The 25,117-nt window shown below is 35.7% G+C and carries 23 protein-coding genes and 1 tRNA gene; 8 read left to right on the top strand and 16 right to left on the bottom strand.

The features are described 5' to 3' along the window. Positions 1-15 precede the first annotated feature (15 nt). From DPQ89_RS06890 to DPQ89_RS06910, 5 genes are read right to left on the bottom strand one after another with little or no spacing between them, the layout of a single operon-like run. Positions 16-699: an ABC transporter substrate-binding protein gene (locus tag DPQ89_RS06890; protein ID WP_127716188.1), complete on the bottom strand. Its 684-nt coding sequence runs from the start codon at positions 697-699 to the stop codon at positions 16-18. Between the two features lie 41 nt (positions 700-740). Next, positions 741-1,841, bottom strand: a complete 1,101-nt coding sequence (locus DPQ89_RS06895) for a DUF3419 family protein (protein ID WP_127716189.1) — start codon at positions 1,839-1,841, stop codon at positions 741-743. A 3-nt stretch (positions 1,842-1,844) separates the two neighbouring features. Continuing rightward, positions 1,845-3,875 (bottom strand): hypothetical protein, encoded by a 2,031-nt coding sequence (locus tag DPQ89_RS06900; RefSeq protein WP_127716190.1) that lies wholly within the window; start codon positions 3,873-3,875, stop codon positions 1,845-1,847. Then, the gene (locus DPQ89_RS06905; protein WP_127716191.1) at positions 3,872-4,909 is read right to left on the bottom strand and encodes an SDR family oxidoreductase; all 1,038 of its coding nucleotides are present in this window, start codon (positions 4,907-4,909) and stop codon (positions 3,872-3,874) included. Before DPQ89_RS06905 ends, DPQ89_RS06900 begins: the two co-directional genes overlap by 4 nt. Continuing rightward, entirely contained in the window at positions 4,906-5,883 is a 978-nt protein-coding gene (locus DPQ89_RS06910; RefSeq protein ID WP_127716192.1) for a diacylglycerol kinase family protein, read from the bottom strand. Before DPQ89_RS06910 ends, DPQ89_RS06905 begins: the two co-directional genes overlap by 4 nt. Positions 5,884-6,015: 132 nt before the next feature. Between DPQ89_RS06910 and DPQ89_RS06915 the strand changes: the two genes are divergently transcribed. Further along, the gene (locus tag DPQ89_RS06915; RefSeq protein ID WP_127716193.1) at positions 6,016-6,675 is read left to right on the top strand and encodes a thiopurine S-methyltransferase; all 660 of its coding nucleotides are present in this window, start codon (positions 6,016-6,018) and stop codon (positions 6,673-6,675) included. A 1,136-nt stretch (positions 6,676-7,811) separates the two neighbouring features. Here DPQ89_RS06915 and DPQ89_RS06920 read toward each other — a convergent pair. Next, positions 7,812-9,137, bottom strand: a complete 1,326-nt coding sequence (locus DPQ89_RS06920; RefSeq protein WP_127716194.1) for a S8 family serine peptidase — start codon at positions 9,135-9,137, stop codon at positions 7,812-7,814. A gap of 117 nt (positions 9,138-9,254) precedes the next feature. Here DPQ89_RS06920 and DPQ89_RS06925 point away from each other — a divergent pair, with 117 nt between their 5' ends. From DPQ89_RS06925 to DPQ89_RS06940, 4 genes are all read left to right on the top strand, one after another. Beyond that, positions 9,255-10,226, top strand: coding sequence for a D-glycerate dehydrogenase (locus DPQ89_RS06925; RefSeq protein WP_127716195.1), 972 nt, complete (start codon positions 9,255-9,257; stop codon positions 10,224-10,226). 114 nt (positions 10,227-10,340) lie between these two features. After that, positions 10,341-11,024, top strand: coding sequence for a response regulator transcription factor (locus DPQ89_RS06930; protein ID WP_164848293.1), 684 nt, complete (start codon positions 10,341-10,343; stop codon positions 11,022-11,024). Between the two features lie 75 nt (positions 11,025-11,099). Next, positions 11,100-11,753 (top strand): PleD family two-component system response regulator, encoded by a 654-nt coding sequence (locus DPQ89_RS06935; protein ID WP_127716197.1) that lies wholly within the window; start codon positions 11,100-11,102, stop codon positions 11,751-11,753. Between the two features lie 148 nt (positions 11,754-11,901). Then, positions 11,902-12,528, top strand: a complete 627-nt coding sequence (locus DPQ89_RS06940; protein WP_127716198.1) for a hypothetical protein — start codon at positions 11,902-11,904, stop codon at positions 12,526-12,528. Positions 12,529-12,547: 19 nt separating this feature from the next. On the opposite strand, the gene DPQ89_RS06945 is transcribed toward DPQ89_RS06940, so the two are convergent. The 4 genes from DPQ89_RS06945 to DPQ89_RS06960 form a co-directional block, all read right to left on the bottom strand. After that, positions 12,548-14,086, bottom strand: coding sequence for a S8 family peptidase (locus DPQ89_RS06945; protein ID WP_127716199.1), 1,539 nt, complete (start codon positions 14,084-14,086; stop codon positions 12,548-12,550). A gap of 178 nt (positions 14,087-14,264) precedes the next feature. After that, positions 14,265-15,494, bottom strand: coding sequence for a HAMP domain-containing sensor histidine kinase (locus DPQ89_RS06950; protein WP_127716200.1), 1,230 nt, complete (start codon positions 15,492-15,494; stop codon positions 14,265-14,267). A gap of 96 nt (positions 15,495-15,590) precedes the next feature. Continuing rightward, positions 15,591-16,454 (bottom strand): serine protease, encoded by an 864-nt coding sequence (locus DPQ89_RS06955; protein WP_127716201.1) that lies wholly within the window; start codon positions 16,452-16,454, stop codon positions 15,591-15,593. Positions 16,455-16,572: 118 nt separating this feature from the next. Further along, positions 16,573-16,959, bottom strand: coding sequence for a hypothetical protein (locus tag DPQ89_RS06960; protein WP_127716202.1), 387 nt, complete (start codon positions 16,957-16,959; stop codon positions 16,573-16,575). A 133-nt stretch (positions 16,960-17,092) separates the two neighbouring features. Between DPQ89_RS06960 and DPQ89_RS06965 the strand changes: the two genes are divergently transcribed. After that, on the top strand, positions 17,093-17,896 hold the full coding sequence (locus tag DPQ89_RS06965) for a fatty acid desaturase (protein ID WP_127716203.1): 804 nt from the start codon (positions 17,093-17,095) through the stop codon (positions 17,894-17,896). Here DPQ89_RS06965 and DPQ89_RS06970 read toward each other — a convergent pair. The 4 genes from DPQ89_RS06970 to tilS all read right to left on the bottom strand — a co-directional run bounded on the left by DPQ89_RS06970 (position 17,893) and on the right by tilS (position 23,265). Beyond that, the gene (locus DPQ89_RS06970; protein WP_127716204.1) at positions 17,893-18,912 is read right to left on the bottom strand and encodes a serine protease; all 1,020 of its coding nucleotides are present in this window, start codon (positions 18,910-18,912) and stop codon (positions 17,893-17,895) included. The two genes, DPQ89_RS06965 and DPQ89_RS06970, sit on opposite strands and share 4 nt — an antisense overlap. A 122-nt stretch (positions 18,913-19,034) precedes the next feature. Further along, positions 19,035-19,844, bottom strand: a complete 810-nt coding sequence (locus tag DPQ89_RS06975) for a dihydropteroate synthase (RefSeq protein WP_164848294.1) — start codon at positions 19,842-19,844, stop codon at positions 19,035-19,037. A 34-nt stretch (positions 19,845-19,878) separates the two neighbouring features. Continuing rightward, positions 19,879-21,813: an ATP-dependent zinc metalloprotease FtsH gene (ftsH, locus tag DPQ89_RS06980; protein WP_127716206.1), complete on the bottom strand. Its 1,935-nt coding sequence runs from the start codon at positions 21,811-21,813 to the stop codon at positions 19,879-19,881. Between the two features lie 156 nt (positions 21,814-21,969). Next, positions 21,970-23,265 (bottom strand): tRNA lysidine(34) synthetase TilS, encoded by a 1,296-nt coding sequence (tilS, locus tag DPQ89_RS06985; protein ID WP_127716207.1) that lies wholly within the window; start codon positions 23,263-23,265, stop codon positions 21,970-21,972. Between the two features lie 93 nt (positions 23,266-23,358). Here tilS and DPQ89_RS06990 point away from each other — a divergent pair. Continuing rightward, positions 23,359-23,435: transfer RNA gene (locus DPQ89_RS06990), tRNA-Met, on the top strand. A 7-nt stretch (positions 23,436-23,442) separates the two neighbouring features. Here DPQ89_RS06990 and DPQ89_RS18480 read toward each other — a convergent pair. Continuing rightward, positions 23,443-23,586, bottom strand: coding sequence for a hypothetical protein (locus DPQ89_RS18480; protein ID WP_164848295.1), 144 nt, complete (start codon positions 23,584-23,586; stop codon positions 23,443-23,445). A gap of 53 nt (positions 23,587-23,639) precedes the next feature. Here DPQ89_RS18480 and DPQ89_RS06995 point away from each other — a divergent pair, with 53 nt between their 5' ends. Further along, positions 23,640-24,032 carry a response regulator gene (locus tag DPQ89_RS06995; protein ID WP_127716208.1) on the top strand — a complete coding sequence of 131 codons (393 nt, stop codon included), beginning with the start codon at positions 23,640-23,642 and terminating at the stop codon, positions 24,030-24,032. On the opposite strand, the gene DPQ89_RS07000 is transcribed toward DPQ89_RS06995, so the two are convergent. Then, on the bottom strand, positions 24,010-24,873 hold the full coding sequence (locus DPQ89_RS07000) for an NIF family HAD-type phosphatase (RefSeq protein WP_127716209.1): 864 nt from the start codon (positions 24,871-24,873) through the stop codon (positions 24,010-24,012). The genes DPQ89_RS06995 and DPQ89_RS07000 overlap by 23 nt on opposite strands. Positions 24,874-25,117: the final 244 nt, after the last annotated feature.

The following is a 25,117-nucleotide window of genomic DNA, read 5'->3' on the forward strand; positions in this document are numbered from 1 at the left end:
AAAAAATTTTAATAGTCACTTAAGAAGAGAAAGTCCGTGGTTAAAGTCTTTTAGCATCTTTTTCGAACCCTTTGCTTTTATTGAAAATGCAATAAAGAGCTCTTTTGAATCCAGTGCAGGATAAAGTGGTTCAATCTTTCCTTCTAAGGAGGATCTATTTTCAGCTATCAGTTGTTTGGCAACCTCACTGTCTACGCAAACGACATCAACATGTGAGCGAGCAAGCATTTTGAGATTAGATAAATCTTTAGTAACAAACGTTTTTTTCAGAGTTGTTGAGTTATCAATATAGGGAATATTCTTGTATCCATTTACGAGCCCAATACTCAGCCCTTCTAAGTCTTTTAAAGATGAGTACTTAATTTTAGACTTGGTATTCTTATATAAGAGAAGATCACTTCGTTGGAAAGAATTAGAGAAGTACATAAAATCTTCGCGATCTTTGGTTTTATAGATAGGCATGATAGCGTCTATTTTCCCAGACTTCATATAATTTATGGCCCTGGCCCAAGGAAGAAAGACAAGTTTTACTGAGTGACCGACTTTTGCATAGGCATTGCGAATAATTTCTACACTAGATCCTTCCGCAGATTTCTTTCCAGTTACATAAGGGGGCCATTCAACAGTTGCCACTCTTACTTCATAGCCGAAGGTATTAAAATTGAATAAAAAGATCAGTCCATAGAACAGTAATTTCATTGTTCTATTTTCCTCTACAAATTAATCCTGGTAAATATAAATCAACCTAAATATTCAAATACCTGAACTATGTACATTTGAACTTTCTCTTTGGCCAAAATCTCCGAGTACTTTGGAGTGACATCAACAAAGCCATCCAAGTTACTTTCTGGCACACGAAGGTAGCTTCTTAAAACAAGTATCGCGCCTTTTTTAAGACAAGGTTTTAGCTCTTGCAGATAGTTTTTTTCAAGATCACCAGAGAAATAGCTTGGAACATCACTTAGGCTTATATAGTCTATTGTACCTTTATCAACTTTATTAGAGGCCGATAGTAAGTCGTGATTTAGGAAATGGACTAGTGAGTTAGCATTCAAGGCCTTTTGCATAATCTCGTAACAGTCCTCTCTTGTCTCAATTGTATTTGCATCTTCATGATTTAATTTTCCAAAGAAGCAAAGATTCAAAAAGAAACTATCTCTTGCTCTTGAGTGAGTTAATAGTCTCTCAAACGCCTCAAAATAGTATTCAAAATGACTCTGTGGTTGATTCATTTTAATGAAATCACCTTTGTATAAGAGAGCATTGAATACACTCTTATTACCAAGTAAGAAGAGTATAATCTTCCACTTCTTTAATGGAAAATCATTATTATAATAGTGAATCTGGTCAGATAAATTATGATATTTAAATACTTGGTCAAAGTTCTTTCCTAGAATTTTTTGAACAATCTTAGCAAAAACTGCAAAGGTTCTCTCCCATTTTCCTAGATAAAGAATGCTGCCCCACTTAACCTCTGCGAATACTTTATTAAAGTACGCTTCACAGTCATAAGACAACTCAAGCCCTTCAAAGATCTCTCGCCTCTTGATTGAGTAATCATAGGCAGCGTATGGAGGAAATCCCCAAAACGCTAGATAGTCGTGATGAGAGAGTTTTTTTATAGTTTCTTTTCTAAGTTCAGTGAGAAAGAGTTGTGGTCTTGAAACATCTACACAGTAAAGATTTTGAACACCTTTATGAAGTAGAGGTAATGCTCTACTTCCAGATCCAGCAATAGTTAAAATATTCTTTGGTTTGGTTTTCTGAATGATCTCAAATTCCATCTGAGTATCTTCATTTCCAATTGTATAATTTAAATCTGAAAAGTATTTCTTTACCATTTTCTACCTTTTTTTAAGAGCGTGTGCTCGGCACAGCTCAAATTCTTCATCTGTAATAAAACCATTATGGCCCATTATAGCAGAAAGTCTTACACCGTGCTCTTTAGCAAGTAGGTCTATTTCCAAAACTTTCTCATAACTAATATTTCGGCCCAGCGTAAAGCTTTCAAATTTACCCGCCATTGCGAGTAATGCGGTTTCTGCCAGACAAGCATAAACTATATTTCCCTCAAGCCCAAGATCAACATTGGAGTTAATTTCACCTGGAAGTTGTACTTCCCCACTAGCAATTACCATAACATCAGGTCTTTTCATGGCATCGTCTTCACTTATATCAAATGGTCTAGAAACATCACAGATAACACAGCCTGGTTTAACTTTTTCAATATCTAAGATCTTTTTTCCCTGAGCAGAAGTTGTAGTAATAATTAGATCACATTCATGACTGAGTCCATCTGCATGAGTGGAAATCTCTATCTCACAGTGTGGTGCTACTTTTAGAACTTCGTCTTTAAGCTCTAGCAGTTTATAGGCCCTTGGTGCCACTAGAATGACTCTTTCCCACTTAGTAGCAAGAATCTTTGCACTGACAGCACCAATTGCTCCAGTAGCTCCTACCACCATTGCAGTACCTTTACGAATAGAATTCTCGCTCTCAACAAAACCCAGTTTATCAATGGCAAACTTCGCGGCCCACAAAGTAGAACAGGCCGATAGAGAATTACCTGTTGTCACTGGGATTGGAGATTTCTGCTCAACTGTAATACCTGCATCGCCGACAATTTTAGTAAAAGCTCCAAGTCCTATAATTTGAGCACTATGATGAGCAGCATCCACGCACAGATCTATCAATTTCTTATAGACCTTATCCGGCTCTTGGGACAGAAGCATTTTAGGAGTTTCTGCAACAGAGTAAATAAGACCTTCTATTTCTTCATTATTTTTTTCTGAACGAATGCCCTTTATAGACCCATAGTAAAAACCTGGAGTGTAGGCCATGGCCTTTTCTACAAATGGTCCAAGCTGGGCCTCAATAGGTCTTGCTTTACGCAGTAATGGGTGTTTAAACAAGTGTCCCTTGCTTAGAGGATGTATAATAAAAGCAAATTTCTTCTTTCCTGAGTTCTCAGCTTCAACATTGAGCTTATGATACTCAACCTTTAGATCTAACTTATCTACCCACTTAAGCAATAAGTCGGCAGTGAGATCTTCAGACTGAAATGATTGCATTAGCCCTTCTAGAACTGAGAAGTTTACATAACGACCTTTAACAACTTTAGGCATGCAAGTTATCACATCATGAATACCGTCTTTTACAAGCTTCTTCTTCATTTGAGAGCCCATAAAATCTAAAACAACAGTTTTTCCCGCAAGATGATCCCTATCAATAATTTGGATCATTCCTTCATTTCCAACAAAAATATCTGATTTGAAAAATTCCTTAAGTCCTTTATTATGCTTGGATTCAGATTGACTAAAGCTGGCAAGACTAGTCTTCTTAATTTTCATCCTAGAGAAAACGGGACTCAATTTAGAAAGAAATTTTTCGAGCTCTATATTTGAATGAAGATTATAAGGAAGTCTTAAAAATGTATATGGATCGGCCAGGCATACTTTTCCGTCGAGTTCCTCAAGTATTTGCACTAGAGACTTTTGTAATGCCCCTGTGTAAACTCCAATTCTCTTGGCCTTGAACTTATTCTTATTAGTTAGATAAAATTGTCTAAAGGCCCAAGGGATATAGATATCTTTGAGCTTTTGTCCATCCACCACTCTTGTAATCTTAGCGATAGATTTTAGTTCTTTGGACTGAAAATGCTCATAAGAACTTTTTGAGGTTTTAATTTTTGGAGGTACCCCACTTATTGAGATAACATCGCAAAGTCCATCAAATCGTCGAATAAGGTCCTTAGCAAGCTCAAAATCAAAGCCAGTAGCGTATTGAGTTAGTCGTACTTTTTCGCCGTTAAATTCGACAATTTCATCAAAGTTCTTATTGGACTGAGCAAAGGCAATTGAGAGTACGTGTTTCATTTGCCCCCCTTGAAGCGACAAATGGCACGATCAATTATAATATCTTGGTATTCACTAAAACTTTGATGCTCGCTTAGAGCTAGTTTCTCGCGGGCATTAGCTGTATCATAATTAACTTTAACCGTCATATAGTGAATAATCTCTTTTGGTAAACCTAGTGTATCAAAACTCTTTTCGATAAGTGGATGATTACTTATCGCTAAGACCTTTGCTTTAATTTTAAATTTTGAAAGACTAAATTCAATTAAGTCTCTCACTAAAACAGGCTCTTTATCTACAAGGTGATAGCACTCTAGCTGCTCATCCGAAGTGCCTTCAATTGACTTAAGCATCATCTGAGAGGCATGATCTACGCTTATTAAAGGAATAGTAGAATTCTCAACAAGTGGAAGTGGCATAATTGGTAACTTTAATAAAGAAGGTAGAAGTTTAGTGAACTTAGAAAGTGTCTTCCAAAAGTAGTACGGCCCATCGACCTTATCGAACTCCCCTGTTTTACTATGACCAATAATAATACCTGGTCTATAAATTCTAATCTTAAAGTCTTTGCTACATTTTCTTACTAGTCTTTCCGCTTCGTATTTGGTTTCAGCATAAGGGTTAGAAAAAGATTGAGAAATATCGAAGTCAGATTCTAGAAAATTACCTCTATGATCTCCACTTACAGCGATTGTACTCACATAGTGAAAGACTTTTAAATTCTTACACAGTCTTGCGAAGAAAGTTACATTCTGAGTTCCTAAGACATTTTGTAGAAAGCAAGATTTGTGATCACCTTGCAAATCATAGAAAGCTCCCATATGAATAATGGACTCGATTGAATCCATTAAATTAGTATCTACTTCATCAAGTAAGTCAGGATTAGTTAAATCACCTTTTACAAAAGTTATATTTTCTAAATGTCCGTAGAGTTTTTTTGCAGCAAGTAGGCTTCTTTTTCTGACTAAAAGATATAAGTGATCATGACTCTTTGATAAGGGCCCAATAAGATTTTTCCCTAAATAACCGGTAGCACCAGTTATTAAGATTTTCATGATAAACAGACCTCATTCTTTAGATTTAATAGAGATTTTTCGTCATCTTTTGAGTAAACCTTTAGTGATTTAGGGCATGATTCAATATTCCAAACCTGCTTGGAATCTGCGTCGCTACAGAATATTTCACCATCTCCAAAAAAGTCCAATCTATTGTCTAAGTCGAGATTTTCTAATTGTATTGAGTCTGTTTCAAAGCTTATTAAGTTTGGATCTCCATAAGGATATTCCCCTGTGGCCATTTTGTAGCAACAATTAATGAATTGCCTATTCGACTTATGCTTAAAGATTGTCACATTGAACTTTCCATCGTCATTTCTTGTCTCGGGTGCAACATTGAAAGTTGAGGCCAAATGAGGCTGATTATTTATGAGAAGCAAAGGTGTTTCTATTTCACCGCTGAATTGCTTAGACTTAACTCTAATCTTGTACTTTGGAAAAGATAAGCGCCTAAGTTCAGATAGGATAAAGAATGAATAAACACTCTTGCCTGTCAAATTCATTAATTTCTTAAACTTTGGAAATGTCTTTCGTGTTTGATTAATTCGTCCAGCAACTTGGGCACCTAACCCTAGTCCTCCATTTGTGGCCATAAAATTGCCATTAACTTTAATCAGATCAATATATTTGAATTCATTGTTACGAATAAAGTGAGTTACTTTTTTAACACTTTCTTTATTGCCTAATTCGGTTGCAAGATCGTTGGCCGTGCCTCCAGGCATAACCAGAAGTCCAATATCTTGCCCAGCTAGAGATTGGATCAAGGTATTTACTGTCCCATCCCCACCCACTGAGACAATTGCATGCTTATTATCTCTAATGTCAGTTAAGAGATTCTCTTGCAGCTCATTAAGGTCTTTTGGAGTTCTATAAGTAATATCACTTCTAAATAATGAGCGATCAATATTATTTTTCCAATAATCAAATGATGTATGACTAGCTCTTTGATTTAAATATACGCTGATATTTTGCATAAGTTCCTCTTTTTTAATACTTCGATTATAAATTATATTGAGTTGTTAAAAGTGGAAAATGTATTTATTTCAAGGTATGTTAGAAAAACAACAGACCTTAACTTATTAAAATTACTGATAGGATAATCAATTATGGATGCAAATTTTTGGAAAGAGGCTTGGCAAGATAGAAGAATTGGCTTTCACATGAGCGAGTACAATGGTGCTCTAAAATGGTTCTTTGAACAAAGCTACAGTGAGGCCAGTGGCAATGTTCTCGTTCCCCTATGCGGAAAAACTCTTGATATGATTTATCTACAAGAGAGAGGATTCAATGTTTACGGAGTTGAAATTGCTGAACAAGCTGTGCTCGAGTTCTTTGCCGATAATTCTCTAGAGTATAATAAAGAAGAAGGTGGTGACTTCTCTATTTACACAACCAAAGGTATTACAATTTTTTGCGGTGACATATTTAAGTTAAAAAAAGATCAATTACCACAAATCAACTTCATCTATGATAGGGCCGCAACAGTTGCCCTGCCACCACAAATGAGATTAGATTACTACGAAGCTCTCAAACAACTCTCTAGTGAAGCTACAGAAATATTCCTAGTAACGGCCCACTCTGTGAAAGAAGATTTAATTGGACCTCCATTTAGTGTTCCTAAAGAAGAAATTGAGACGGCCTACAAACCAGTTGCAACCAAATTTGAAATTCTACACGAAAAAAGTGGAAAGATTAACTCGCAAAGACTGCGAGACCAGGGAGTAACAGAGCGAATAATGGTTGCTCATCACATTCAGTTGAAATAAAAAAAAGGGGACTGTGGGGTCCCCTTCTCATTTTTGATTGTGTACGAATACTTCTAAAACTTAAAAAGTGAAGGAAGCGGTAGTACTAAATCTCTTGTGTAGTTTACAGGTGCCAGGATTGATTTCTCTTCAGGCATATCTGAAATAGTCAGTCTAGAGTTCTCACGTTACTCATTGTTTCCATATTAACTTTATATTCTCAGGCTAAATATATATTAAATAAAAAACTCTTGCTTCCCTATTTAAGTATTTCATTTCACTCCAGATACTTACAAAACGAACAAGCTCATTAATTACTCGTTTTCAATCAATTACCCTAAAGCGCATTAACCTTCTTTGGGTGCTTCCTCAACTCTTTCAAGTCTGGGGAGTTCAACTATTTTAAGTTAATATATCTAACCATTTGATCTATAGCTTCAAGAAGTTTTTCTTTTTCTAATATGAAACCTTTCATTTTTTAAATATAGAAAGTTTGTTATTCCATTTTTTTCTTCTTTGAATAATAAAATAAAAGAGTATTAAAATTACTTGAACATAAAAAAAGTAAAAAACGTAGTTCAGTGAAAAAGGAAACGAGCTTCTGTCGAATATTATTTCTTTAAAAATAAAAAAAGAACTAACTATATATAAGCAAAATTGAAAGTTAATACTTTTAGATATACTAACTTTCTGAAATATGTAACCCGTATAATAAGTTGCAAAAACAGTTAATAAAACCCATATCACAAAGGCATGATCTTTCAAAACTTGAGGTTTATAAGGTGCCCTTAAAACAGAACGATCATCAACAAAAGGAAACCCTCCAACGGTTATCCAGAGATAATACTCATAAGCAAAAATGGCAAGGACAAGAAGAGCTAAAATGTGAAGTAGTTTATAAAAAAATTTCATTTGTATACTATAATATATTTTTAGCTTATCTCTAAGCAGTCTCGTCTCCGCAGCTAGAAGATTGGATAAATATTCCAAAAAATGCCTACTTATGTTGCCACAAAACCCAGTGGAAAGATTAACTCGCAAAGACTGCGAGACCAGGGAGTAACAGAGCGAATAATGGTTGCTCATCACATTCAGTTGAAATAAAAAAAAGGGGACTGTGGGGTCCCCTTCTCATTTTTGATTGTGTACGAATACTTCTAAAACTTAAAAAGTGATGGAAGCGGTAGTACTAAATCTCTTGTGTAGTTTACAGGTGCCAGGATTGATTTCTCTTCAGGCATATCTGAAATAGTCAGTCTAGAGTTCTCGATCGCAGCTTCAACACTCATAGTTCTTGAAAGCATACCAGCTTTAATTGCTCTACCTGGATTAACTAGTCCTTGCGTAGCAACCTTATCTTTCAAGTAAGTTTTAAAGTCTACAGTCTGCATAATAACAGCTTTAATATCTTTTGGAGAAAGTGCTGGGTTCATATCCTTTACTCTAGCAGCGATATTTGCAACAAATGGAGCTGCTTGCGATGTACCAGAAACTTTCAAGTAATTATTTCCAGGAACAGCTGAAAGAATTCCTACACCAGGTGCGGCAACATCAACCATCTCTTTTCCATAATTAGAAAATGGAGCAATTGAAGTTCTACCAATTGTAGCAGCAACAGAGATTACATTATCAGCTTGAATATTTGTTGGTGAAGTTGGAAACTTGTCATTGTTTAAACCATCGTTACCTGCAGCAAAAACAAATAAAGTATTTGGAGCGGCTTCAACCATTTTTGCATTTTCTTTCACAGCAGTTTCTAAAAAGAGAACACTTAGCTCGTGAAGTAACTCAGGAGTCGGCTCTTTTCTAAATAGAGTTTTATAAAGCATACCAACAATACCTTGGGCCTGAGGATAACCAGTTCCAAATGAACCATTTGCAATATCTGCTTTATGTCCATCAACATAGAAACCAATCTCTTCCATCATTACGGCCTGCTGAGAAGCTAAAAGGACTAAACCTTTTTTAAACATCTCTAGTCCAACACCTTTATCTTGACCAGGAAGTTTTACTTCCGTAGGAATAAGCTTTACAGCTAGAATCTTGGCCGAGTCTGCATTCTTTGCAGCAATACCAGCTACGTGTGTTCCGTGCATGAAATTACCGTACTTAGATATTCTCTTAATGAATTCTTCATTTCCAAGAATATCTCTTACCCACTGAACTTCTTCAGCAGTCGCTGTACCAATCATCATTTTTTCTTGGATATTAAAAAACTTTCTGATGTCATCATTCAATAGGCCAAGATATTTATAATCAATAACCATATTGTTGCTTTCTGCAAAGTTCCAACCGTGGATATCATCTTGGTATCCATTTCGATCTTCGTCTCTGTCATTGTTAGGGATTTCCACTGAGTTGATCCATGCTTTAGGAGCAATATCAGTGTGAAGCATATCTGTACCTGAATCAATAATGGCAACTGTAGATGCTTGAGTACTTGCAGTTGCGATTAGGCCTAAACCTAGTATTAAAGATTTCATTCGAACCTCCTTGTCGAATAAGACTTAATATAAAAAAATCATTGTTACTATTATGGAAAGTATTGCTATTATTAGTCTTTTGAAAAATACTTTCATTTACTGTCAATTGGAGTACTCATGAAAATTCTTATCACTAAGCCCATTAACACTATAGCGATGAAGATTCTTGAAAAAGCTGGGCACAGCGTCACAACATGGGATAAGGCAGAAACTCTTTCCTATGAACTCTTAAAATCTGTTTCAAAAGACTTCGATGCTCTTATAACTATGCTTAGCGATAGAATTGACTCGTCATTTCTTGAGGAAAACTCTCACTTAAAAGTTATTACAAACTACGCCGTCGGATATAATAATATTGATACGCAAACGGCCACAAGATTAAAGATAGCTATTGGCAATACTCCAGATGTCCTAACACAGGCAACAGCAGACCTTGCCTTTGCCCTACTACTCAATATATCGAGGAAGATTACAACTAGTGCCTCTGACGCAAAAAATGGATTATGGAAAGGATGGGAACCTCTAGGTTATATTGGACAAAACCTTCGCGCAAAAACTCTTGGCATCTATGGAGCGGGAAGAATTGGTCAAGAATTCGCCTCTCTATGTAAGAAGGCCTTTGATATGGAGATCATCTACTGTGCTAGAAGTTCGAAAAAAGAATTTGAAAACTCACTAGGCGCAACTAAGGTTGAATTTTCGCAATTATTAAGTGCTAGTGATATTATTTCAATCCACTGTGATTTAAATGAAGATACAAAAGAAGTCTTCGATATTGAATCCTTTAGAAAAATGAAGAAGACTTCCCTACTTATCAATACGGCCAGAGGTCAAATAATCAAACAAGATGACCTTTTAAGAGCAGTTAGAGATAAACTAATCTATAGTGCAGGACTTGATGTAACTGAACCTGAACCTCTACCAAAAGACCACCCTCTTTATAATGAGAGCGATATACTTATAACACCACATATTGGCTCCGCCACAACTGAGGCCAGGTATAAGATGGCAGAGATTGTTGCCGAAAATATACTCTGCGGATTTGAACAAAGAAAACTTGCCGGTGACGTAAATAAGCTATTCCAATAAGCCTTTGTAAATACAGCTTTTTATCAGTTAATAATCTTTAGGAAATCTAAAAGTGATTTTTTTCTATTTGCTAATAAAATTAATTGAAAAGTATTAATGAAAAAAGGTGTTACCATGCTTAAATCTAAAATTCTTATTGTAGATGATAGTGAAGATGTCAGGCTTTTAATTAGAAAAACGCTTGAAAATAATTTCATCCTAGAAGAAGCGCAGACAAGCGATGAAGTTATGACTAAGGCCTATGATTTTAAGCCAGATCTTATAGTTCTCGACATAATGTTACCAGATACTAGTGGCTACGAAATTTGCAGTCAGCTAAAGTCTAAAGAAGAATTTAAAAATACTCCTATCATATTCCTATCAAGTAAAGTTGGAAGTAATTCTAGAATTACGGGCTATAAACTTGGGGCCATTCAATATATCGAAAAACCTTTTGAGCCCAATGAACTAAAAGAAGTTATCACTGCAGTACTAAAGAGCGTAAGTTCTATCGATACCAGTGAAATTCAAAACTTTGATGATATAGTCTTAAATATACCTTCTCAAGAAGTACATGTTACAGGTGAAAAAATTCACTTCACAAGTAGTGAATTCAAAATCATTCACCTCCTCTTAAAGAATAAGAACCGAGTTCTAAGTAGAGAAAAAATTTTAGATCATATTTCTCCGGGGAATTTCTCAGCTAATGACAGAATGATCGATACGTATATTTCTGCTCTTAGAAGAAAGATTAAGCCTTCTCATTTTTCAATACAGTCTGTGTATGGAGAGGGATATAAAATTACCTTGGCATCATAAGAACAATATTACTTAACAATTGCTTCATAAAATTGAGTTATTTCTTCGATTTAATAGATTACATAAAGTGAGGTAATGATGCGGCCAAAGAAAATACTACTTGTTGATGATAATGATGATTATCAAAAACTACTTTCAAAAAACCTAACTAAAGATGGATTTATTATTGAGACTGCCAATAATGGACTACAGGCCCTAGACGTTCTAAAAGAAGGAAACTTTACGCCAGATCTACTTCTTATAGATCTTATGATGCCTGAGATGTCTGGACTCGAATTACTGAAGAAGTTAAAAGATAATAAATCAACACATAAATCTAAATTTGTAATGCTAACAGCAAAGAATAATATAAAAGAAATTACCCAAGCTTTTGAATTAGGAGCTAGCGAATATTTATTAAAGACGGATAACTTAATCGTTATGCTCGAGAAGATTTATGAAATTTGCGAAATTGAACATACTGTCAGGGCCAATAGAAAGAATGACTTCATCTCTATTTTAGAAGTAACTAATGTCATTCACGACTTTAAGGTCATCTCTTATGACGACAATACTCTAACCTTGATAACTGAACAGGAGCTTCCGCTGCATGCAACTATTAAGGTCAATAATAAGAAAATAAAGACGCTTAAAAATACCCACTACCCTGTTGCCTGTGAGGTGCAGGAGTGCCGAATTGAAGACGATGGCATTAAAGTAATTTGCACATTTCTAGATCAAGCAGCCTAGGGTCCTTGTTCTCTATCTCTAAAGAATATAACTAACTGATTCTACGTTAGTAAAACTTACATTTTTTCTTACAAAGCTTCATTTTCCTTTAAAAAGTGTTCTAAATTTCATATGTTTAGCTCGTCACACTTTATTATTAGGAGAGAATATGAAGAAATCCATTTTACTAGCACTACTATTAAGTCTCGTCTCATGTCAGGACTTTGATGGAACATTTAAGGCAAAGAAAGATCTAGTCTTTAAAACTAAAAAGAGTATCTTCTCAAGCAAGTTAGTTAAAGTATCTGTACCTACGAATGAGTACAAAACTTCAATTAAGTTCACATCAGCAGATAAGTTAAAAATCGACTTTGAAGGTATTGACAAGAAAATCAAAATCAAACTTCCTGAGAACTTAAATATTAATAGATACAATGATGAGTTCTTCATTGCTGGAAGTGATATTAATCAAGAGTATGACTTTGATGGAAAGATCGTAACTACTAGCGAAGACTCAGACACATATAGAGAAAGAGAATCTTGTAGCTATACTGTTTATGAAACTACTTGTAGAAGAGAATGTAGAACAAATGATAGAGGTAGAACAGTTTGTAGAAATATTTGTACTGACTATCCTGTTACTAGATATGGTCGTAGAAATGTTGAGTACTTCTACCGCTACACTACAACTGATATGAGAATGAAAGTTTTAGAGCAAACTACTCCAGTAGGTCTTTTTAAGTCTATTGAAAATTCAAGAAATAGAATCGAAACTTACACTTCAATTTGTAGATAAAAATATATGGGTGACTCATTTAAGAGTCACCCATTATTTTGAATTTCGCAAAACCACTAAACGAAATCCCTAACAGAATTATTAAAACCATCATTGAAAGAGGACCAGATCCATCTGAATTACTATTCTTTGAATCAAACTCTCCTTTATAGATGACACTTCCACAAAGTCCACCTGAGCCCGTAGTTGTATTTAAAGTAGAAGAGCCTAACGGTGCACTCCCTGCAAGAACATCTTCTTCATCACGAAAATTAGGATCTGCTGACTCAGATAAAGCAAGCTCTACAGAACGCCACGCAAGGGCGATTCCATTTCCACAGCTCTGTTCAGAACAACCACTATTCCATGGAAAACTCTTAGCAGCTTCTTTTACTAATGCCATTAATTGATCTGGATAAAGAGATGGATTCACACTTTTCATAAGAGAGACGATCCCAGCAACATGTGGAGCCGCCATACTTGTTCCACTATAATAAACATAGCTATCAGTTCCAGGAGTTGTGCTTCCTGTATTGCCTAAACTTAAAACACTAGAGCCATTACCTCCTCCCGGAGCACTAACATCGATCACCTTTCCATAGTTCGTAAAGGATGACTTATAACCATTTTGCGTATTAGAACCTACTACTAGAACACCCTGACAATTAGCTGGTGTAAATTCATTAGTATCTAAATTCTGTGATGAGTTTCCCGCGGCCACAACAACAACTGCACCTCTACTCTTTGCTTGATTAATTGCATCTTGCATATAAGCAGAACATGGACCTGCTCCACCTAAGCTTAAATTGATCACATCAGCAGGATTTGCATTATTACTCACACCTGAGACAGATATTCCGGCCGCCCACTTAATTGCATCTGCTATATCTGAAGTAAAACCACCGCACTTACCTAAAGCTCTAACCGGGACGATCTTTGCATTCCAATTAACTCCTGCCATCCCTCTATTATTATTTGTACTAGCTGCAATTATTCCTGCCACATGTGTTCCATGCCAAGAAGAGTTAGAGCTTCTTCCTTGATAACAAGGATCCCCATAGCTAACCCAATCTCCCGGATCGCTTGGATCATCATCTCGACCACCACCATCGTTAGCATAGGTAGCATCACTTACTAAATCAGCACCAGGAAGAATTTTAGAACTTATATCAGAATGATATCTAATCCCAGTATCAACTACAGCAACTACAATACTAGATGAACCAGTCGTATCATTCCATGCACTAGAAACTTCTATACCACCATCGCCTGTACCAAGTGCCCATTGTTCATAGTAGCGAGAATCATTTGCGAAGGCCTGTACTTCAATTTGTTGAGTGTTTAACAGAGTATCCACTTCAACATATTCAACCATAGCGGAATCTTTAAGAAGCTTCATCTCCTTATTCATTGTCACGGTCGAATCAAATTTCTTTTTTAAAACTGGTAATTCATTTGTTGCCCTTGAGTTAGCTATCATTGGTTTGTACTTAATGATAAGTCGATTCTTGGCCGAAGCATTACAGAATAAAACACTCGCACCTAAGATAAGGCCAAGCTTAGTAGTAAAATCTCTCATGTGTCATCTTCCTTGATGATTTCTCTCTAGTACTCCCATCCTAGGAATACTTAATTAAGTATAAGCAGATTTCATGCCAATACTTATTGGTGAAATTCAGCTACTTATCATTGTGAAGTGTCATTGTGACCGTGATATTTTGACGCTAGAGAGTTTGAAAGTAGAATTTTTGACAACCTTACGGAGTAATATACTCAGGTATCTGAATTCTAAATAAAGTTCCTAAGCTAATTTCAGATTCAGTTTCAGAGGTTAATACATCCAACTCTCCACCTAGATTCTTTAGAAAATAAACAACAAGACCTAGTCCATAACCACTACCTAGTTCCCCATCAGTGCCAAGAGAGCTATGAATCCTCTGATCAGAATCTAATAGAATTATCTTAGATTTCTCTATTCCTGGGCCTTCGTCTAAGACTTCAAAGACAACTTTGCCACCTATGCAATTGGCCCTAATTGTTACATTACTTCCTTTAGGAGTGAACTTAATAGCATTAGAGATGAGGTTATATAATATCTGATTTTGTAGTAGACCTAGATTTGTTTTAATTTGAATTTCATCGCTTAAGAAGTTTTCTACAATAATCGAAACACCTTTTTTATGAGCAATTTCATCAAATATATTGTGAATATCTTTTAGGACACAATCTGCACTAATAACTTCTTTAAAGAATCTTTCCTTATTAGAGCTCCCTTCTTCATAGAGTTTGACGTCATCAATAATTTTATAAATAGCACTAGAATTTGCTTCTAGTTTTTGGGCCAAAGTAGGATCAATCGAAGCTTTTATTTTCTTATGGATAAAGCGAATTACTGATAAGGGATTAGATATATCATGTAATAACACTCGCAATAGTTTCTTATTTCTTCGGTATTGTTCATTAAGATTTCTCTGGTACTTATCAAATGAGTTCAAGTAACCATAAACAACAATAGGAATTATAAGCGATAGCATAGCAAGATTAACAAGCTTCTCTTCTAGATAGGCCTTTGGCTGTAGCTGAATTGGCGAGTCAAAGAAGTAAAAGATTGCATATGAGCTAAGCATATACGCAATACTAACGGGAAGCGATTTTCTGCCAAACAACGCTCCAAAGAATAATGGACTAAAAGCTATCCAAAATGGAGCAGGGGCCTTAAATCCACCAAAGAGCCATATCAAAGTAACAGCTGTTAAAGCGCCACTAAAGCAGATCATATATGAGCTATAATGTCTCTCATGCTTTTTAAGGAGAATAATTGCTGCAGTATTAATTGGTATAAACGGAAGTAAAAAATAAACACAGATCAAGAAACCGTCAAAGTAGAATCTATATAGGAATACCAATTGAATTATCGATACAGAAATAATTGAATAAAGCAGTAGGTCTTTCTTATAAGTTGATCTAAAAAATGATTTTTTGGCCATAGATAGAGTCTAATAGGTCTTAGTTGGTTAGCAACTTAATTAAAATATAAAAAGGCCCGTAAAAACGGGCCCCTCTAATATAATTCTTAAATGTAATTATCTTTTAAAGAAGTTGATTGCAGTCGTTCTAGTTACATCTTCACCACGACAGCTATCCATCTCACAGTACTTAGGAGCTTTACAACCATTTCTGAAAACGTAATCTTGCTCACCTCTTACTAGAATTCCTTCAACTTCACCCGTTCTTGCATTAAATACTGCAGAACCAGAGTTACCACCAAAAGTATCTAAGTTTGAAGAGAAGTAAATTGAGTTATTGTTATTTCTAACAAATGCGTCTCCAGCAACCTTTGTAGGAAGACCTGAAGGGTGACCAATTACTAGAATTTCTTCACCTGTAGAAACTTTACCTTCTGTTCTAAAAGTTAATGCTTCTCTATCTTCAACTTTTCTATCAAGCTTAACAACTGCGTAATCATTGCTATTTGATCTTGAAAGAACTCTATCAACTAGCTTCTTACAACTATAAACTGAAGATGTAGGAACTTTGTGTTGAGTTTGACCTGGAGTTTGTACATTATAATCAAATACGAATTTGATTCCTTCACAAGCTCTTTGAGAATCAATACAGTGACCAGCAGTTACAAAGAATTGCTCACCTTTATGATCTACTAGAAATCCTGAACAAAAAGCTGCAGTCATTTGACCATCAAATTTTTCATCAGAACATACACTTAAACTTCCACCAGATAGTTTAGACTGACCATCTCTCATGTCTTCTACACTATATGATTTAACTAATCCTGCAGTTGCTTTCGCTAATTTCAAATGCATTGGATTTGTAACTTCAAAGATATCAAGTCTGTTATCTTCACCGTATACAACTTTATCCATTGATGCTTGTGCTGTTAACGCAGTTAAAGTCATTACTGCTGTCGTTAGGATCATCCTTAATTTCATATAACCTTCCTTATTAATTGCTCGAAAAAGAGTAAAAGTATTAAACCCAAGCGAATTGCTTATGTATACTTACAACTTCTTACATTTTTTACAGGGAGGGGTTGACAGGCCGTGTCTTCTAACTTCTGTAGGAGAATTTCCAGCGTCTTCCATCAGTATCACTTAGAAAAAAGTAGTGTAAATGACCGATATTATGGATCTTTACATCCTCAAGAACCTTTCCCTCATCGGTCACAAAAGTGATGCGGTAACGATACTTTATGAATTCAACTTTTTGAATAAGCCCTTGCAGCTCTTCTAAAGAGTCAGTGAAAAAGTCAATAACCATATTTGAAACAACACTCATTGAAGGATCTTCAATAATAATTAAAGTGAAATTATCGTCTTCCAAACGTATCGCCTCACCCGAGTGGGACAACTCCATATCCAACAATTCACTTAAAAAAGAAGCGAGAGTGAGTTTATTCTTAGAATGAAGGGCGACTTGACCTATTTTTAAGCTCATACAACTATTCTAATAGAACTTACAGAGATTGCAACATTCTATAGAGTGCCTAAATTTTAAACATTTACATTAAGCTGAAAGTAAAGTTTTCAATGAGCTAGAGAAAAAAGCAAAGTTATCTAAAATACTATCTATGAATACAATTAAAAAAGATTTCTACCCTAAGAAGTTTGCGACAAGGACCTTGGCATTATTTACTATGCTTTTGTCACTCTACATTATTGTATCGATTTTGGCCTATAGTGGTCTCATTCCACTTTGGACAGCAGTCATCTTAAACTCGTTACTATCCTACGGGCTATTCACTCCTCTACATGAGGCCTGTCATGAAAATATTAGTGCAAGTATTAAGAAGTTTAAACTTATTGAAAATCTTATCGGTTATATAAGCGGGTACACACTACTAGCACCGTTTTCTGTACTAAAGCTTCAACATCTACGTCATCATAGTAAAACCAATCAAGTAGGAAAAGATCCAGACCTATTCATGTCTTCAAGCAATGTCTTCATTGCTATTATAAAGCTACCAATTATTTATCTGGTGGCCTATTATAATATTTTCAAGCAAGGAGCTTACAAGAAAAGAGATATCTTCATTACTTCTAATATAATGAATATTATTTTTGTAACTTCGTTTATAATTCTTAGTTCAAAATTTGGTTATATTTATCCTCTAATGATCTGGGTGCTTCCGGCCCTTGGTGGACTAGCAATTCTATCAATGGTTTTTGCATGGATTCCACACCATCCCCACAAGCAAACTGACAAGTATAAGAATACTCGAATTATAAAAGGAAGAATTTTAAATTATTTAATGCTAGGTCAGAACTATCATCTAATACATCATCTCTATCCAAAGATTCCGTATTATGATTACAAGAGGGCCTTCGAAGTCGATGAGAGCTTTCTCATCTCCATGAAGGCCGATATCACTTAATAAAGATCGTTAAAATCAAACTCCCAAGGGTATGGGTCATAATCGTGATCAGGGTCTATCCAAGGACTATATCTTGGGTAGTTTCTATCATAACTAGCCTCTTCCTCTTCAAAAGGAGCTTCCTTTCCAGTAAGAATTGAAATATTTGTAATTCTTGTAACATCCTCTCCTCTACACTTACCTTCTTCACAAACTAGTGGTCTATAGCAGCTTTGGTTTTCGTCAAGACTTACCCATTCGTAATCATCTTCACCTCTAACAAGGATTCCTTCAACTAGACCAGTTTCAGCATCTAAAACAGCTGAACCAGAATTTCCGCCAAAAGTATCTAGATTAGCAACAAAGTAGAAGTCATTATCATTTTCACGAATAGTTCCTTTATCATTAATAATAGTAGGAAGACCTGAAGGATGACCGATTACAACTAATTCTGTAGATTCAGAAACTTTTCCTTCCTTTCTAAATTCAAGGGGAGTCACGCCTTCAACTTCTCTATCTAATCTAACAACAGCGTAATCATTGTCAGAAATATTAGATAATTTTGTGTCAACGATTTCTGCACATTTATAAACATTTTGAGTAGCTAAAAATGGAGCTTCAACAGATACAGATGAATCATACCCAAAGGCCCAAACATTTGAGTCACAGTCACTTTGAGCTCTCATACAGTGACCAGCGGTTACAATATATTGCACTCCACCTTCTTTAACCAAGAAACCAGAACAATTAGCAGCTGTAAGTTGTTCAGCAAACTTTCCTCCCTCACACAAGTTACGAGATTCTTTTAAAGTTTCAGAAAAAACTTTTATTGTATCAGGATATAAGTCATCAAGCTGAGGAAACCTTACTTTATTTGAAGGAATCATAGCGGCAGTTGCCTTGGCCCATGTTTTAAAATTCTCATTTGTTGAGTTACTTAATAGAACTCTGTTATCGTCTCCATAGACGACTTTTTGTGGTGCTGCAAACGAGCTCATCGTTAGTAATGCCAAAACTGTGCAAACTGCAAACTTCATAGACTCTCCTAAAATTTTTATAGAAAGTCTTTTTTAGAAAAGCTAATGCGTAATGACAAGAAGATACAAGGCTAAACAAAATATACTCTAAAAATCGTGAAGTTATTTCATCTTTAACCGATTTAAACTAAAGAAGCACTATTGAACACGGCCGGGTCATGCAATCTAATGAGAATATTTTCAGTCTTAAAGGTCTTCATCCATCGAGATATTAAAAGTGTATGTAGATATTCAGACTGCTGAGTCCTCTGGGCCTTATCATCGCTACTACAAAGCTTTTGTAGAAATGACTTGCGTGATACACCAAGAATCCACTGAAACCTTGGATCAAGCCACTTCTGCATGGATGAGAGAAGCTCATAATTTTGCTCAACGGTTTTAGAGAATCCAAAACATGGATCAAAGATAACTTTACTTAATAGATCATGGGACTTTAATTTTTGTTCATAACAACTGAAGTAATTCACTAAATCAATATGCTCACAAGTGAAATCCATATGAGAGCTAGTTCTTATTCTATCGGGACATAGATTATGAGAAATAACGAGCTTAAAGTCGTGCTCCTTTAAAAACTCAATAACCTCATCTTCCAATTTTCCAGAAACATCATTCCAAATTACTTTAAAAGATGAACCCTTCTTTCTAATAAGTTCATATGCTTGTTTGAAAACATCAAACTTATAAGTATCAATTGAAATCGAATCTTCCCTCTGATCTAGAGCTTGAGAATCTAATACTGACTCAAGTATTGGAGCTAATCGAGTCCATTCTAGTTCGCTACTAATGGGATCGTTAAAAGGAGCAGTGGATTCGGCTCCAAAATCAAAGATACGTACTCCTTGATTCTTAAGTACTTTTAACTGATTCAAAACTTCTTCACGGCCAAGGAACTTCCCACCATCGGAAAAAGAATTAGGGGTGATATTAATCACCCCCATCATAGAAAAATTTGAATTTACTGTTTTATTAGGAAACTGGAACAGGATCTGAGTCCTTTGCGTCTTCAGAAGACGTTTGTGATGTTTCTACATCAGCGGCTTCTGGTGCAGCTTCACTTGGAGCTTGCTCAGAGACCTTCGGCTCAATAATTGGAACTCCAATATCAACACCATCAACTAAATTTTGAACTTGATTAAGATCAAGAGTTTCCCAAAGAATAAGACCCTCAGCAATTCTATCTAAAGCATCTTTGTTATCATTTAGAATTTTTAAGGCCAGTTTATAATTTGTATCGATGAAAGTATTGATCTCTTCATCAATGGAGTTGGCCGTATCTTCAGAGTAACCAATAGAGTCCATACCTTGACCACCAAAAGGCGAGCTACCAGGTTTAGAGAAGTTTCTTGGTCCCATCTTAGGCGACATTCCCCAAGAACAAACCATACTATGAGCAAGTTGAGTTGCTCTTTCGATATCGTTAGAAGCTCCATTAGTAATTTCATTAAACTCTATTTCTTCTGCACATCTACCACCCATTAAGAAGGCGATTAAGTTTTCAGACTTAGATCTAGTTAAGTTATGCATATCTTCACTTGGAAGAGTTTGAGTAACACCTAGAGCACCTCCACGAGGCATAATAGAAACTTTGTGAATAGGATCAGTATGAGGAAGATGCATTCCAACTAAAGTGTGACCAGCTTCATGATAAGCAGTTACTCTTTTTTCTTTATCGGAAATAACCATTGATCTTCTTTCAGGTCCCATTAAAACTTTATCTTTAGCAGACTCAAAGTCTCCCATATCTAACTTCTTCTTCCCAAGACGAGCAGCAGTTAGTGCAGCTTCATTCACTAGGTTTGCTAAATCAGCACCAGTAAAACCAGGAGTACCTTTAGCAACAACTTCTAGATCTACATTATCATTTAGAGGTGTCTTCTTTGCGTGAACCTTTAAGATACCAAGTCTCCCTCTAACATCTGGTGGTCCAACAGAAACTCTTCTGTCAAATCGACCTGGACGAAGAAGTGCAGGATCAAGAACGTCAATTCTATTTGTAGCGGCCATTATAATAACGCCTTCATTAGATTCAAAACCATCCATTTCTACAAGAAGTTGGTTCAAAGTCTGCTCTCTCTCATCGTGTCCGCCACCCATACCGTGTCCACGGTGACGTCCTACTGCATCGATCTCATCAATAAAGATGATACAAGGAGCTTGCTTCTTACCTTGCTCAAAGAGGTCTCTAACTCTTGAAGCACCAACACCAACAAACATCTCAACAAAGTCAGAACCTGAAATTGAGAAAAATGGAACATCTGCTTCACCAGCAACAGCTCTTGCAAGTAAAGTCTTACCTGTCCCCGGAGGTCCTACTAATAAACAACCTTTAGGGATTTTACCTCCAAGGCTTGTGTATTTCTTTGGATCTTTTAAAAAGTCTACGACTTCAACAAGCTCTTCTTTTGCTTCTTGAACACCTGAGACATCATCAAAAGTAACTTTCTTATCTTGAGAATTCAAAAGCTTTGCTTTTGATTTACCAAAACTCATGGCCTTTCCGCCACCAGATTGTAATTGCTTTAAGAAGAACCAAAAAAGTACGAACAGAATAAGCATTGGGGCCCACTGAACGAGTAAAGTCGTAAATAGACTTCCACTTTGTTCCTTTTGGTACTTTAGTGCTACACCATTATCTAGGAGATACTTCTTAGTATATTCATCCGTCTTACCAATAACAGTAAACTTATCACCATTTTCATAACTTTCTTTATAAGTACCTTTAATAGATAACTCACCAATGAAAGTTACGTCAGAGACGAATTTGGATTGAACTTGTTGCAAGAATGTTGAGTACTCAACGATTTTCTCTTTCTTAATAGACTGGCTAGTCGCTTGCCATAATAAGACCATAGCAAGAAATAGAAAAAGCCATAGTGCCCAAGATTTCTGTTGTTGTTTCATTATCTTCCTTAATTATTAAATTAGTCTCGATAACCATATCGAGATGTATAAGTCCTTTATTCTAGTGATGATTATTTAAACATTCAAGCCTTTCACACTTAAATATTAGAGATTAGTTTAACAAAATTAAACCCTTGGCACGGAGCATTTTCATTTTTAAAAGAAAAAGGTCAATTTTTTCTGCTTTGAGTCTAGAATATGGGCCAGACTTTGAAACCAAATACCGTTTTCCAAACAGTACTGAGTTGTCTTTGGTAGAAGTGGATTAATCGCTCTCTGACCTCTTAAAATATCCTCATTTGATTTAGGGCCTATGGCCAAAAACGGTGGAAAGTAATTCTCATTATAAAAGAGCCTTGCTTTAAGCATTCTCTCAGGAATCTGAGAAGCTTGCTGAGAGCTCATTAATTGATGTATGAGTAAATCATCTAGGAGATTTACTTCCTTAGTTCCTTGCTCACTTAGCAGCACAAGGACACCTTTGAAGTTATAACCTATAACCCCACCAGAGAAACTTAATGGCCCTGACTTTCCCGTATGTGACATTCTCAATAACTTTTGTACTTGATCATGAGTTGTTCCCCTATTGGCATTTGAGAGGTCTCTCACGGCCTCTAGGACCTTCTCTTCTTGTCCATTAAAATTGGATTTAAAATCGGCATTGATAAAGCAGACGGCCTTTTTCTTCCAAGAGCGCTTAACTACTTTTGAAGGTATTTTTTGAGTGGCCAAGGAAATATTCAATCCATACATTTTAGCAACTTTATTAGAGCGATTTACATAGTTCTTAAGTATTTTAGAATACCTCGTTTTAAGCTTAGAGATAATCTCCTGGCGCATATAGTTTCTCTCAAAACGAGTGTCTTCATTACTTAAGTCCTCATACCATTGAATCTGTGCATTCGTGGCAAAGGATATGATATGTTCTTTTGTTAGGCACATTAGCGGTCTGCGGATAATCCCATTAACCACAGGTATCCCCAAGCAGCTCTTAGGTTCTGAGGTTTTCATTTGCTGCATTAAACTCCACTCAAATGAATCATCAACGTGATGGCCTAGAGCAACTAGAGAATGCATATGGGCCTGCTCTTTGAATATTTTGTATCTTTCGTTACGAGCAGTATTTTCAAAATTTGGTAAATCAAGCGAGAGCTCAAGGTGTTTAACTATTAATGGGATGCCTAAATCTTTGCAAAACTTTCTAAGGTGATTTTCTTCTTGGTCGCTTTGGACCCTCGTCCCATGATTAATATGGACGGCCTTAACCTTACTCATTCCATGATGCTTTTCAAGCCATTTAAGCATATAGGCCAAACTCATGGAATCCACACCGGCAGACAGCCCTACCAACACACTGCCAGAATCTAGTAAATTTAGTCCCTCAATGAAGCGTTTTAAGTGCATTAAGATTTGATAATTTCGTCCACACTGCACTGTTTCTAATGATTTCATATTTATAACTCATAGAAAAAACTAACAATTTACTACATTTATCTATTGACTGTACTAAAATGCTTTATTAATATCACCAACACAAAAGTTGACCGCCTATTAGCTCAGTTGGTTAGAGCGCAGCATTCATAACGCTGAGGTCACTAGTTCAATTCTAGTATAGGCGACCACTTTTTTCTAGTTAACAAATTCGATCTGCGCTTCATTTCCTTCAATTACTTCTCTTGGCTTATGTTTCAAATACATTGCAAAAATAAACAAAATTACAAGAATACCGATAAGCACTTGCATTAATAACTTAATTCCATCATTCGAGTCCATAAAATTCCATAATAAGTATTTAAAAAAATCTGACTTACCTTTATAATAACACAATGGCACAAACAAATTTCCTAATTATTGATGATAAGTCTTTTTATTTTAGTATGCTAAAAGACCATCTTTCTATGCTGGGATATAAGGGAGAATTTAGACACTGCTCTGGTGCTTTAGAGGCCATAACCTTTCTTGAGCAATTTAAACGCGAAGGTAAGTATATAGATATCATTATCTGTGATCTACAAATGCCAGAATACTCTGGAGTAGATTTCGTTAAGGCCATTAAGAAGTCAAAACACTTTAACAATATCCCAGTCCTAATGTTTACAACGGAAAGTGAGAAAATGGATATCCTAGAGGCCATAAAGCATGGTGCTAGCGACTATATATATAAGCCATGGAACGAAGAAGAGTTAGATATTAAAATTAAAAGACTACTAAAAAGTTAAATATTAGATCCTGACAACTACTCCCCCTTAGCTCTTTTAGAAAAGGCCTCGCTTGAGCTGCTTCGAATTTATTTGCTTTAAAATTCCACTGGCGTGAATGCTTATGGACAGAGTCTACAAAGTCGTTGCTCTTTCTGCTTTCTAGAGACTTTTGCAATATATCCTTCACCATGAATAATTTCTTCTTATCAAATAGACGAGCATGCTTAGTCTTTGGATCAAATGGGCCCTTTGTCATAGCAACTTGATCTGGCTGCTCAATGTGATAAAGAACACTTTGTAACCAAAGAAAGTTTCTACTTTGAGTTTCATTACTAGCAAAGCGTATATCATCATCAATGTGAACAAGTGATGATAAGTCCGAATTAACGAGCTTCAAATTCTTCTTAAATCTATCAGTAAACGCAAGAGACTCATCAGTGCTAATGACTTCAAGGTCCTCCCTACTTAAAACCTTATAAGCTAAAATATAGGCGTTAGATTTTAAGATATTAATTTGTTTTAAGACCTCAATATTACGAGCACTTTGCCCTCCACTATAGTAGCTTATTCTCACATCGGGCCTTGAACTTAAGTACTCTAACAATTCAATGGCGCCATCATTTAGACGATAAACTTCATCTTGATAGTGAATAATATTCTCACCCTCTAAGTTCTCACCTCTTTTTAACTGCTTAATCAGAGTCCAATCTAAATCGAAGACAATATCTACTGGGTCGAGTTGGGCCGGAACACGAGAGTTAGATGCGCAAGAAGCAACCATAAATATCAGTATAAATAGATATAATTTCACAGCTCTATTATCGTCATTAAATGACGAAAACATAAAAAGTTTTAACATATACATTCAGTAACTTAGCTTACTAAATAAAGTTAAATGAATGTGACCAGACTTTGTACACCTGATAAAGAGTTGTCAATTTAGTGTTCATTTAGTGCATATAAGTTGCTGTTATCTTGAAAATTTCCAGAAAATATTGTTCCGCAATCATGGTATCGATCTTGCTCTAATAAGCTATATAAAAAAGAAAGTATGCATTGCATCACAGCGCTGTATATATTAGTTTAACTAATACATAACTTAA

The organism is Halobacteriovorax sp. HLS, from assembly GCF_004006665.1.
Lineage (GTDB): Bacteria > Bdellovibrionota > Bacteriovoracia > Bacteriovoracales > Bacteriovoracaceae > Halobacteriovorax.

Excerpts from the sequence above, each read along its gene's own strand:
- DPQ89_RS06930 (WP_164848293.1), top strand. The coding sequence starts at position 10,341 with ATGCTTAAATCTAAAATTCTTATTGTAGATGATAGTGAAGATGTCAGG.
- DPQ89_RS06920 (WP_127716194.1), bottom strand. The coding sequence starts at position 9,137 with ATGAAATCTTTAATACTAGGTTTAGGCCTAATCGCAACTGCAAGTACT.
- DPQ89_RS06925 (WP_127716195.1), top strand. The coding sequence starts at position 9,255 with ATGAAAATTCTTATCACTAAGCCCATTAACACTATAGCGATGAAGATT.
- DPQ89_RS06895 (WP_127716189.1), bottom strand. The coding sequence starts at position 1,841 with ATGGTAAAGAAATACTTTTCAGATTTAAATTATACAATTGGAAATGAA.
- DPQ89_RS06915 (WP_127716193.1), top strand. The coding sequence starts at position 6,016 with ATGGATGCAAATTTTTGGAAAGAGGCTTGGCAAGATAGAAGAATTGGC.
- DPQ89_RS06940 (WP_127716198.1), top strand. The coding sequence starts at position 11,902 with ATGAAGAAATCCATTTTACTAGCACTACTATTAAGTCTCGTCTCATGT.
- DPQ89_RS06935 (WP_127716197.1), top strand. The coding sequence starts at position 11,100 with ATGATGCGGCCAAAGAAAATACTACTTGTTGATGATAATGATGATTAT.
- DPQ89_RS06995 (WP_127716208.1), top strand. The coding sequence starts at position 23,640 with ATGGCACAAACAAATTTCCTAATTATTGATGATAAGTCTTTTTATTTT.
- DPQ89_RS06910 (WP_127716192.1), bottom strand. The coding sequence starts at position 5,883 with ATGCAAAATATCAGCGTATATTTAAATCAAAGAGCTAGTCATACATCA.
- DPQ89_RS06965 (WP_127716203.1), top strand. The coding sequence starts at position 17,093 with ATGAATACAATTAAAAAAGATTTCTACCCTAAGAAGTTTGCGACAAGG.
- DPQ89_RS06890 (WP_127716188.1), bottom strand. The coding sequence starts at position 699 with ATGAAATTACTGTTCTATGGACTGATCTTTTTATTCAATTTTAATACC.
- DPQ89_RS07000 (WP_127716209.1), bottom strand. The coding sequence starts at position 24,873 with ATGTTAAAACTTTTTATGTTTTCGTCATTTAATGACGATAATAGAGCT.
- tilS (WP_127716207.1), bottom strand. The coding sequence starts at position 23,265 with ATGAAATCATTAGAAACAGTGCAGTGTGGACGAAATTATCAAATCTTA.
- ftsH (WP_127716206.1), bottom strand. The coding sequence starts at position 21,813 with ATGAAACAACAACAGAAATCTTGGGCACTATGGCTTTTTCTATTTCTT.
- DPQ89_RS06900 (WP_127716190.1), bottom strand. The coding sequence starts at position 3,875 with ATGAAACACGTACTCTCAATTGCCTTTGCTCAGTCCAATAAGAACTTT.
- DPQ89_RS06905 (WP_127716191.1), bottom strand. The coding sequence starts at position 4,909 with ATGAAAATCTTAATAACTGGTGCTACCGGTTATTTAGGGAAAAATCTT.
- DPQ89_RS06950 (WP_127716200.1), bottom strand. The coding sequence starts at position 15,494 with ATGGCCAAAAAATCATTTTTTAGATCAACTTATAAGAAAGACCTACTG.
- DPQ89_RS18480 (WP_164848295.1), bottom strand. The coding sequence starts at position 23,586 with ATGGACTCGAATGATGGAATTAAGTTATTAATGCAAGTGCTTATCGGT.
- DPQ89_RS06955 (WP_127716201.1), bottom strand. The coding sequence starts at position 16,454 with ATGAAATTAAGGATGATCCTAACGACAGCAGTAATGACTTTAACTGCG.
- DPQ89_RS06960 (WP_127716202.1), bottom strand. The coding sequence starts at position 16,959 with ATGAGCTTAAAAATAGGTCAAGTCGCCCTTCATTCTAAGAATAAACTC.
- DPQ89_RS06945 (WP_127716199.1), bottom strand. The coding sequence starts at position 14,086 with ATGAGAGATTTTACTACTAAGCTTGGCCTTATCTTAGGTGCGAGTGTT.
- DPQ89_RS06970 (WP_127716204.1), bottom strand. The coding sequence starts at position 18,912 with ATGAAGTTTGCAGTTTGCACAGTTTTGGCATTACTAACGATGAGCTCG.